This is a genomic window from Caballeronia arationis, from assembly GCF_001544975.2.
Lineage (GTDB): Bacteria > Pseudomonadota > Gammaproteobacteria > Burkholderiales > Burkholderiaceae > Caballeronia > Caballeronia arationis.
The window spans coordinates 1-9,911 of record NZ_FCOG02000176.1 but is presented as its reverse complement, the minus strand read 5'-3'; the positions used below and the strand labels follow the sequence as shown (position 1 = coordinate 9,911).

General features: G+C 60.9%; 13 protein-coding genes and 1 pseudogene. 1 reads left to right on the top strand and 13 read right to left on the bottom strand.

All coding sequences use genetic code 11. The features are described from left to right. A partial coding sequence (locus AWB81_RS48970) for an IS3 family transposase (RefSeq protein WP_374730546.1) occupies positions 1-410 on the bottom strand: 410 nt, incomplete at its 3' end. 32 nt (positions 411-442) lie between these two features. Beyond that, positions 443-757 (bottom strand): transposase, encoded by a 315-nt coding sequence (locus AWB81_RS37660; RefSeq protein ID WP_062643099.1) that lies wholly within the window; start codon positions 755-757, stop codon positions 443-445. Between the two features lie 729 nt (positions 758-1,486). On the opposite strand from AWB81_RS37660, the gene AWB81_RS37655 reads away from it, so the two are divergent. Continuing rightward, positions 1,487-1,771 carry a hypothetical protein gene (locus AWB81_RS37655; protein ID WP_062643098.1) on the top strand — a complete coding sequence of 95 codons (285 nt, stop codon included), beginning with the start codon at positions 1,487-1,489 and terminating at the stop codon, positions 1,769-1,771. Between the two features lie 100 nt (positions 1,772-1,871). On the opposite strand, the gene AWB81_RS37650 is transcribed toward AWB81_RS37655, so the two are convergent. From AWB81_RS37650 to AWB81_RS47550, 11 genes and pseudogenes are all read right to left on the bottom strand, one after another. Beyond that, on the bottom strand, positions 1,872-2,756 hold the full coding sequence (locus tag AWB81_RS37650; protein ID WP_062643097.1) for a F0F1 ATP synthase subunit gamma: 885 nt from the start codon (positions 2,754-2,756) through the stop codon (positions 1,872-1,874). After that, on the bottom strand, positions 2,753-4,294 hold the full coding sequence (locus AWB81_RS37645; protein WP_062643096.1) for a F0F1 ATP synthase subunit alpha: 1,542 nt from the start codon (positions 4,292-4,294) through the stop codon (positions 2,753-2,755). Before AWB81_RS37645 ends, AWB81_RS37650 begins: the two co-directional genes overlap by 4 nt. Beyond that, the gene (locus AWB81_RS37640) at positions 4,275-5,024 is read right to left on the bottom strand and encodes a F0F1 ATP synthase subunit delta (protein ID WP_062643095.1); all 750 of its coding nucleotides are present in this window, start codon (positions 5,022-5,024) and stop codon (positions 4,275-4,277) included. The genes AWB81_RS37645 and AWB81_RS37640 overlap by 20 nt, the downstream gene beginning before the upstream one ends. A 13-nt stretch (positions 5,025-5,037) precedes the next feature. Further along, positions 5,038-5,286, bottom strand: a complete 249-nt coding sequence (locus tag AWB81_RS37635; protein ID WP_062643094.1) for a F0F1 ATP synthase subunit C — start codon at positions 5,284-5,286, stop codon at positions 5,038-5,040. Continuing rightward, complete coding sequence (locus AWB81_RS37630; protein ID WP_062643092.1) at positions 5,283-5,981, bottom strand: F0F1 ATP synthase subunit A; 699 nt, start codon at positions 5,979-5,981, stop codon at positions 5,283-5,285. Before AWB81_RS37630 ends, AWB81_RS37635 begins: the two co-directional genes overlap by 4 nt. Beyond that, the gene (locus AWB81_RS37625) at positions 5,978-6,262 is read right to left on the bottom strand and encodes an N-ATPase subunit AtpR (RefSeq protein WP_062643091.1); all 285 of its coding nucleotides are present in this window, start codon (positions 6,260-6,262) and stop codon (positions 5,978-5,980) included. The genes AWB81_RS37630 and AWB81_RS37625 overlap by 4 nt, the downstream gene beginning before the upstream one ends. Further along, positions 6,259-6,549, bottom strand: coding sequence for an AtpZ/AtpI family protein (locus AWB81_RS37620; RefSeq protein WP_062643100.1), 291 nt, complete (start codon positions 6,547-6,549; stop codon positions 6,259-6,261). The genes AWB81_RS37625 and AWB81_RS37620 overlap by 4 nt, the downstream gene beginning before the upstream one ends. Before the next feature lie 56 nt (positions 6,550-6,605). Next, on the bottom strand, positions 6,606-7,052 hold the full coding sequence (locus AWB81_RS37615) for a F0F1 ATP synthase subunit epsilon (protein ID WP_062643089.1): 447 nt from the start codon (positions 7,050-7,052) through the stop codon (positions 6,606-6,608). Then, complete coding sequence (atpD, locus tag AWB81_RS37610) at positions 7,049-8,515, bottom strand: F0F1 ATP synthase subunit beta (protein WP_062643086.1); 1,467 nt, start codon at positions 8,513-8,515, stop codon at positions 7,049-7,051. The genes AWB81_RS37615 and atpD overlap by 4 nt, the downstream gene beginning before the upstream one ends. 412 nt (positions 8,516-8,927) lie before the next feature. Next, a complete protein-coding gene (locus tag AWB81_RS37605) occupies positions 8,928-9,317 on the bottom strand; it encodes a SpoIIAA family protein (RefSeq protein ID WP_062643084.1) in 390 nt (129 codons plus the stop codon). A gap of 382 nt (positions 9,318-9,699) precedes the next feature. Continuing rightward, a pseudogene (locus AWB81_RS47550) lies at positions 9,700-9,911 on the bottom strand (IS4-like element ISCku4 family transposase); the annotation flags it as partial.

Below are 9,911 nucleotides of genomic sequence, written 5' to 3'. Positions count from 1 at the left end.
CTGAACACGTCAAGCACCACGGCCAGATATAAGAACCCTTCGCCACTGGGGATATAGGTGGCATCTGCCACCCACAGTATGTTCGGGCCTTTCGCACTGAAGTGCCGGCGTACCAGGTCCGGCGCACGCCGTGTTCCCCCACGTTGTCGCGTAGTGCGTGGCCATCGCCGTCGGCTTGCCCCGCATAGGCCCGCGATGCGCATCAGGCGAGCTACCCGCTTGCGTCCCACGTGCACGCCTTCGCGCGCGAGTTGCGCATGGATACGCGGCGCGCCATACGTACCGCGCGAACTCGCGTGCATCGTACGAATGCACGCCAGCAATTGGGCATCGTTACAAGACTGCTTTGATGGCTCGCGAACTAGCCACGCGTAGTATCCGCTGGTCGAGACTCCCAGCAGCCGCGCCATCGTGACAATGGGCCAACGGGCCCGGTACGCTCTCATGAATCCGTATCCTTCGAGGATACGGCTCCTGTCTCGCGGGCGAACCAGGCTGCGGCGTGAGAGAGAATGTCGCGCTCCGTCATTAATTGACGATTCTCGCGGCGCAAACGTGCGAGTTCTTGGCGCTCAGCGGTGGTCAAACCCTCGTTACGCACGCCGGCGTCGATATCCGCCTGCGCCACCCAGTTGATTATCGTCTGCACGCTAGGCTCGAACTCTCGCGCTAGCTCCTCAGGTGTTCGACCGGCCTTCACCAGATCAACGATGCGAGCCCGGAACTCTGCCGGGTACGGCGCTCGATGCTTGCCCATTTTGCCACCTCCTTATCCAAAGGATAGGTGTCCGTTTTCGCGGGTCAACTTCAGTAATCGAAATCACCTGCCCGACAGAGTGGGGGCGTCTGGCTCCGCATCTGACGCCAGTGGATACAGAAGTAGCCGACGCGCGTCAACTGAGAATGCATATTTAACAGGAGTCCGTCCCGCGGCCAGGCCGCACCTGACGCGGGGCCTCCGGTTTGCCTCATTCTCGGTTTCGGGTATTCCTGATAGGAGGCGCGAAACACGGCGCATATATTCCTTGTTATCGGACGTGCAAAGTGTAAAGGGGATCATCGACGATCTACGCTCACGCGGGCGGGGCAGTGTACATCCACGTGCTCCACGACCCGGCGTCCCGCTTCAAAATTTGCCGGAGGCGACGATTACGCAGCGCGGCAATCTCTTTCCCGCGATTGCGCGGGGTTGGCCGTAGGCGGCGGACGGGCGTGCTAGCGGGCCTTGTCGGGGTGGCCTTTCCGCCGGCCGGACTCTCGATAGCAGGTGGGATCGATCGTGCTGACGACGCTGGCGAGCACAGGCTTTGGTGCTTGGATGGCAACTACGATCGGCGTTGACGTTCCTAACGCCCGGCTGAAACAGTATTGAAACCGACTGCTGCAGTGCTGCTGAAGACGGTGAGTGTTGCCAGCGGGTTCGCGGCCCCAGCCCGCTATCGGCGTTGGGACCCCGCTGCGGTTTTAAACCTTTCAGGAGCTGAAAATGGCTAAGACAGTGCGTACCGCCGAGCAAATCCGCGAGGAGGTGCATATGCGAATACATCAAGAGAAGCCGACTGGTGAAGGGCGGGCAGAAACATCTGTCCCCCTGCCGAAGGCGCACCCGGTGGATGCTGAGGCGCGCAACTGGGATATGGAGGCAAGTGGACAGGGGAAAGAGCACGACGCGTACGTTCGACGGGTTATCGAGGAGGCGAGAAAGGAATTCTTTCTGTCCGACGCCGCCGATCATGATGAACAGATAGGCCATTCAATCGCGCGACGTTGAAATGAGGAAGCCTTCGGAAGATTCGTTCACGAACGACGACTACACCAAAAATATACGACTGCTCGTCCGATGAACCGGTGCAGTGGATGGACAGAATTTCTCAGCTTTTAGAACGGCGCTTTTGTCTCGAATCATTCACTACGAGGCTGCCTGAGGCCAGTTCGACGATCTCTGAGGTGATTTCCTCCTGCCTCAGTCGACGGAAATCACCGATCAATTGATCGAGTGTGTCGTGAACGTTTGTGCGCGCAGCAATCATCGCGCGCATGCGCGCCTCGTTTTCTGCCGCAAAAGACAGGAGTATTGCTTCGCACAATTGCGCGAAAATGTATTCTTCAGCAAGCTTCAGAAGCAGCCGCTGAGGGGGGAGGGTGACGAGCGGCGCAAGGCGGCGGGTCGCCTTCGGAAATCGCCGAAAATTGAACGGCAAAAGAGCCTGCTCCACGATTTCGATAGCGGCTGACAATTGTGGCGCGGCATGTAGCACGTTCACGCGGGTCGCGCGTCCGCTTTCGAGGCGCGCGTACAACGCTTCGGTGATGCGGTTGGCTAGCACTGGCACCTCGTCAGCGTGAACGACCATCGGTGCGCTCCAGCTGATTTTCAACCCATGCTCGGCAGCGACCGCGAGTCCGCGATCTCCGATCACGAAATATTCGGTCGGGTACACCTGAATGCGGCTCGTTGCGACTGCAATCACGTGATCATTGAACGTGCCGACGAAGCCCTGTTCGGCGCATAAGATGATCATCACCTGCCGTTCGGCGCTTGCGTCGGGGCGCGCTGCTGGTTCGCTGCGATCGTCGAGCATCAGGGCGTCGCCGATCGCAGCACCGATCATGCTGGCGCAGGCCCGGATGCCTTCCAGTCGCCCGCGGGCCTCCCGCGTGCGTGCCGCAGCGATGCCACGCATGGCGCTGACCACAGCCTCCAGTTCATGTACGCTCCCAATACGCGTCTGCACATCATTGAGCTTGTTACTCATGGCGATGCCCCTGCGGTCGCGATCTGCTGGGCAAGATCTTGCACCGCGGCCACGAGCGCCGCCAAGGTGCCCGCATCGAGCGCGCCCGTCTCGTTGAGCGTGGCTCCTGCCGGGGCGCCACCATGCGCATCCAGATGGGCTGCCAGCCGTGTGCGCAAGCCTGTAATGAGTTCGATCGGGAATGCATCGAATACCCCGTCATTCAGGGCCGCCAGCAGCGCGATCTCGTCGACGGGGCGCAACGGTGTAAAGCGCGGTTGGGTGATAAGCGCGCGAATATGCTGGCCGCGCGCGACCTGTGCCTTGACCCGGGCATCCGTGAGACCGCCAAAGCGAGTGAACATTTCGAGTTCCAGGAACTGTGCGTAATAGAGCCGAAGCCGCCCCGAAACTTTGCGCAACATGGGCAGTTGTGCCTTGCCGCCAACCCGACTGACGCTCAGGCCGACATCCACTGCGGGCCGCTGGTTGGCCGCGAACAGTCTCGTGTCGAGCACGATCTGCCCATCGGTGATCGAGATGAGATTGGTGGGAATGTAGGCTGACAGGTTTCCGGCATCGGTTTCCGCGATCGGCAACGCGGTTAGTGAGCCGCCGCCACGTTCGGCTGACAGTTTCGCGGCGCGTTCGAGCAGGCGCGCATGCAGATAGAAGATGTCTCCCGGGTAGGCCTCGCGACCAGGCGGCTCACGCGTGAGGAGCGCCAGTTCGCGGTGGGTCGCGGCGTGTTTGGTCAGATCGTCGATTACCACGAGCGCATGCTGTCCACGATCGCGGAAATACTCGGCGATCGTGAAGCCGGAAAAGGGGGCGATCCATTGCAGGCCCGGGGACGCAGCCGCTGAAGCGACGACGAAGACGCATCGTTCAGGTGCCCCGTGCCGATGCACGGCGTCGATGACGCGCTGCACGGCTGTGGCCCGCTGGCCAATCGCCACGTACACGCAGATCAAGTCCGAGTCCTTCTGGTTGACGATTGTGTCGACAGCGATGGAGGTTTTGCCCGTAGCCCGATCGCCGATGACCAATTCCCGTTGACCGCGCCCGATTGCAAAGAGCGCGTCAATCAACAGAATGCCAGTTGCGACCGGTTGGGAAACCCTGTCGCGTTCAATGATCGCGGGCGCGGGTCTTTCAATTGGCAGATGCGCTGCGCAGGGCACAGGCTCGTCCCGGTCCAGGGGGCGGCCGAGCGGATCGACGACACGACCGAGCAAGCCCGGTCCAACGGGCACCTCCATCACCTGGTCCGTGCCGGTGACGCGGGAACCTGCGGCAATCTCGTCATTTTCATCGAGTAGCACCGCGCTGATGATGTCGGCATCGAGCGTAATCGCGAAGCCGAGACGATTCCCTTCAAAACGAAGCAACTCATTCAGTCGGACGTTCGGGAGACCTGAGATCGACGCGATGCCATCGGCGACATGCTCGACGCGGCCGAGCGTTTCTGCGCAGGGGGCCAGTCGTGTACGTGATAGCGTCGCTCGGCTGCGTGCCAGCCACCCGTCGTCGGCCGGATCAGGCGGGGTCTGTGTCATGAGTGAGTAGTTCCGCTTTGAGATGCATCAGATCGCTGCGAAAGCTGTTGCGCACCGTCGCATGCGGCGCTTCCAGTTCCAGACCGGCGATTACTGTTGGGTCCACGGTTACCTGCATCGGCAGTTCACGTCCGAGCACGCGACTGAGCGCCGTGCGGCACCCGGCAAGTTCATCCGCACGCAATTCACAAGCTGCGATCAGCCGCAGTGGGACGCCGTCGCGTCCCAATTGCGCCCGGGTGCTTTCGGGCAGCTTGCCCAGTCCAACGGCGAGCCCATCGATGAAGCCGCTGACGCGAGCCTCCCTGGGTAGGCGGTCAAGTAGCTTGGCCGCTACGTCAAGTGCGAATTGGGACGCCCTGTCGGCGTCAGCCTGGGCCGCATTGCGTCGTGCGGTGTCGATTTCGGCTTGGGCGGCAGTCCGGAGTCGCTCTGCATTGGCACGCGCGGCGCTCTCGAGCGAGGCCTTCAGCGTTGCAGCCTCGGCTGACGCCGCTTCGAGTGTCTGACCTCGCTGCTGTTCGAGGCGAGCGATTTCTGCGGCTGCCTGCTGTTGCTCGCTGAGCGCCGCGGCCTTGGCCGCGACCGCATCATTCATCAGGGCCGTTGCCGCCAGTTGTCGCTCCGCGACGATTTTTGCTACCGGACGGAACAGGAAGCGAGCCAGCAGCCAGATGAGAACCAGGGCGTTGATGGTCTGTAGCCCGAGTGTCCACCAGTCGATGTGCATGATGAACTCAGGCTCACTTCGCGAACGGGTTTGCAAATAAGAGAAGCAAGGCGATCACCAGACAATAGATCGCCATCGTCTCGATCATCGCAAGGCCGACAAACAGTGTGCGCGAGATCGTGCCGGCCGATTCCGGCTGGCGCGCGATCGCATCCATCGCGGCCGCGACTGCACGGCCTTCGGCGAGAGCGGGTCCAATCGCCCCGAATGAAACGGCGATCGCGGCGGCGATGATACTGATCACCTGTGTAAGATTGCTCATGATGTTTCCTGTTTTTCGTCTGAAATTCCCTGGGGCCTCTCCGCAAGGGCTGCGCCGATGAAAACCATCGCAAGCACGGTGAAGATGTAGGCCTGTACCGCGCCGGTCAGCAGGTCGAGGGCCATCAGTGGAATGGGCACCAACAGCCCAGCGAGCGATAGCACAATGCCAACCACGAACACCCCACTCATGACGTTGCCGAACAGACGCACCACCAGTGAGAAGGTGCGCGTGATCTGTTCGACCACGTTCAGCGGAACCATGACCCAGGTCGGCTGGGCAAACGTAGCGAGATAGCGACGCAGCCCGCGCGTGCGTATCCCGTAGAAAATCGTCGCGCAGAATACGATCAACGCAAGGGCCGCATCGGTCTCAAGGTGCGCGGTGGGTGGTTCGACTCCAGGCAGGAGCGAAGACCAGTTGCTGATAAGGATGAAGAGGAAGAGCGTGCCGATCAGCGAACGGTAGTTGCGGGGTTCAGCCTGCATCGTGTCGCGGATCTGAGCGTCGATGGTGTTCACCAGCAATTCCAGCACGCTCTGGGCTTTCGATGGTGTGAGCGACAGCCGGCGCGTGCAGTATGCGGCGCCAGCCGCGAGCAACGCCATGATTGCCCAGGTTGCGACGACGGGCATCGAAATCGGCACCGGGCCGACATGAAACGCGGGTACGGTTGCGAGCGGTGAATGGATCATCGCGCCACCCGGACACGCCGCAGGACCACGTCTCGCGCAAGCAGCAGACCATGGGCACCACACAGCAGTGCCCATGGGCCGAGCTTGGCCAGCACAAAGAAGGTGAGCACCAGTACGCCAAGTCGTGCGCCGTGCACGGCAACCGCTTTCCCTGGTGCACCGACGCTGAGTAGCCGCACGCACCAGTGCAACGTCGTGAAATGGAGCAGGCCCGCCATAGTGCCGACAAGGCATCCAAAGGCAACCTGAACGACCCCAAACGGAAGATGTGTCACGGTCATTTTCTCCGCGTTTGTCGATGCATCCATTTCCATGCCGACCACAGACCGACACCCGAGCCGACCATGAGCAACGGAGCGGAAAAAAACACACCGGTGCCGAACTGTCTATCGAGCCAATGGCCGAGTGCAAGACCGAGCAGGGTCGGAACGACGATCGTCCAGCCGAGAATTCCAATCTGACCGAGGCGATTCCCGAGGGATGGCTCGGGTTCCTCACTCGCCTGGCGCTCGCGCTGAAGAGCCTCCCGCGCGGCGCGGGCGACGCGGTCACCGTCGGCGCGATCCAGATTCCGACTGCCGCGATCAGTGTGATCGGTGGTAGGGCGATCGGTGTCCGTCCCCGTCACGACGTCGTCTCCCCGTCGGCGGAGGCTTGTGAGGCAGCGCCGGGGCGCAGATAACGCAGCAGCTGACGAACGGCTTGTGCATGCAAGCGGGTCTGCTCAACTCTCGCGCGGCGCGCAGCATCGACCTGTTTTGCTTGTTCCACCTTAATCTGAGCTTCGAGGATTTCAAGCGAGTCGCCTAGCACGCCGTTGCGGCATGCGATCGTTACATCATGTCCGTCGCCGACTCTGAGCACGCCTTCCGCCAGCGCACAAAAATGGCCCACACCGTCGGCCCCGTGCCACCGAAGCACGGATGGGCGTAGCACGGTTAGAAAGTCAGCGTGGCCGGGGAGAATCCCGAAACTCCCTGTTTCGTCCTCGGCGCGCAGCGCCACCACTTGCTCGCTGTCGAACAGCACACAGGCTGGCGTGGCGATCATCAGGTGAAGTGTCGTGCTCATCGCGGCGTGCCTCCGGGCGTACTATTAACAATGGGCGGTGAGGTCTGGTGCGAGGCATCTTCCCGCGCGCGCGCCTCGTCAAGGGTACCTATCATGTACAGAGAACTCTCCTGCCAGGCATCGCATTCACCATTCAGAATTGCCTGGCAACCCGCGAGTGTATCGGCGACCCCGACGGACCGGCCAGGTACACCGGTGATCGCCTCGGTCACGCTGAAAGGCTGGGTTAGAAAGCGCTGCAAACGACGCGCTCGACCGACGATACGTCGGTCATCCGCACCGAGTTCCTCGATCCCAAGTAGCGAAATGACATCCTGTAACTCACGATAATGTTCGATCGTCTGCCGAACCTGGATTGCGATTGTCGCGTGCTCGTCGCCGACGACGAGCGGATCAAGCAGGATTGAGGAGGAAGCGATCGGATCTATTGCCGGGTACATGCCTTCGGCCGCCATCGAACGCGACAGCACGACCATGCTGTCCACGTGCGCGGCGATCGTCGTCACCGCCGGATCCGTGAAATCATCCGCCGGTACATAAACTGCCTCAATGGCGGTGACCGAAACATTGCCGACTGACACAATGCGCTCCTGCAAGGCTGCCACCTCGCTTGCCAAGGTCGGCTGGTAGCCCACACGTGACGGCAGGCGCCCGAGCAGGCCCGAGACTTCCGCACCGGCCTGAACGAAGCGAAACACGTTATCCATCAAAAGCAGGACGTTTTGATGTCGCTCATCGCGGAAGTATTCCGCGACGGTGAGTGCGGTTAGCGGCACTCGCCAGCGGGCGCCGGGCGGCTCGTTCATCTGGCCGTAGACGAGAACCGTCCGGGCGAGCACGCCCGAGCTCCGCATGTCCATAAGCATCTCATGACCTTCCCGTGAGCGCTCACCGACGCCAGCGAAGACGGAGATCCCTTGGTAGCGTTCGGCCATCGCATGGATGAGTTCCATCACCAGCACGGTCTTGCCGACTCCGGCACCGCCGAACATTGCAGCTTTGCCTCCTTGTGCGAGGGGACTAAGCAGATCGATGACCTTGATTCCAGTCGAGAAGATCTCGGCGGCTGCGCCCTGTGAGGAGAGCGGCGGCGGTTGGCGATGGATCGGGCGTCGCGGCACGTCAGATTGGAACGGGCCACCGCGATCGCCGGGTGTGCCAGTAACGTCGATCAGGCGACCGAGCAGGGATTCGCCGACCGGTACCTGGATGGGGCCGCCAGAAGCGCGAACAGGCGTACCCCGCCGCAGCCCGGATGTAGATTGCAGCGCGAGGGCGCGAACCGTGGATTCATCCAGATGGGCCTGCACCTCGGCGATGATTGGGGGGCCTTGATCGGTCATGATCGCCAGCGATTCGTCGATCAGTGGCAGCGTCGCGCCATCGAAGGCGACGTCCACGACCGCGCCGCGCACAGCGATCACGCGGCCACCGGGGTCCTCCATATTTATTTGTTGCATCATGCGGTTTCCCTTGATCCTCGTGCTCGACGGTCGTAAGGGTGTTGATGCTAATTATGCAAGTAGGTGGCGACCAGGGTTTACATGAATCATTGACCCTGCAGTTTCATGACGACGTCGTTCGAAACCTGTTGCGATAGATCATGTTGCATGGGCAGTGCTCCCACGTCAGGCTTCGCAAGCAACGACCCCGTGAAAACCGGCCAAGGCATTATGCCCACACTCGGGGCCGGCAGTGGACTGCATCGCGTAGTTTGCGATTCGACCTACCTTGTCGTTCGATATTTCGCAGGTTGGTGCCACTTTCTGGGGGCAACGCTAGCAGCAGCTGTCAGTGCGGTTTCGGACGAATAAGAGCCCCCTGGCAGTCGGGATTCGCGAGGCACGTTGCGCCGCGGCTGCCGACGCTATCGCGTCAGAGCGCGGGGTTAGCGCCGGCATTGGCCTCCGCGATCCAGTTACGGGCCTGCGCTGCATTGCTGGTGGCAAACAGCCGGAGTTCACCTGGCATCAGGAACCGGAAAATATTGAGCGTCATCCGAATCCATTCCACGTCAGTCACGATCGCCAGGCGTTCCCATCGCGTGAGATGTTCAATGCCCAGTTTGAAGTCTTCCCAGGCGGCCCCGGGATCCATGCCCGAAAATTCTGGACCAAGCTCGTAGTAACAACGCACCGTCTTATGCGCGTCCAAAAGCTCCAACATCTTCGGTATCAGGACGTCCTCGTAATCCTTCCTGGTCACGCGCCCCTTAGCGGCGAATCCGGCGACACCGTCCGGCATATTGTTGAGAATCTCGATCATATCTGTTCCTTTTCTCAATTTGTAAAGCGACGGCGCGCAAGTTACGCTGCATGGAGAAAGTGCGTTCGGCCGGTACGCCGAACGAGCACTGATGCCGGACGCGCTCGATTCCCGACCCCAAACCAGCCTGATGCTAAGTTCGTCCTTATGCGAACGCGTAGAAACAGCGTCGCAGACGAGGGCGGAGCACTCTAAATCAGAAGTGCGACAGGGATCGTCACTATTTGCAGCAAAATCCTGTCGGCGCTCTCGCAGGCGACACGTAATGGGAGTTAGAGGGTTGGCCGCAGTCAAGTTTCGGGTATTTCCGGAGGTAAATGCGGCCCATATATTTCCAGTTTCTGACTAGCTCAAGAGTGCCGAGTTCGGCACAGTCTTGGGGTTATGTGGCCAGTCGGAACATCTCGAAGGTGTCAGGGTCCTGCCTTTCGGCGATGAATTTCGCGAAGAAATTGGTTTTGGCGCTATTCACGAGAAATTCGGGCAGGCATTGTCGTAGTGCACTGGCGACAACCAACTCCGATGGAGGGATGCCGGGACGGATGGTGCGCAGCCAGGATCCAAAGGAACTCCAGACGAGTGAAGGGAATACCG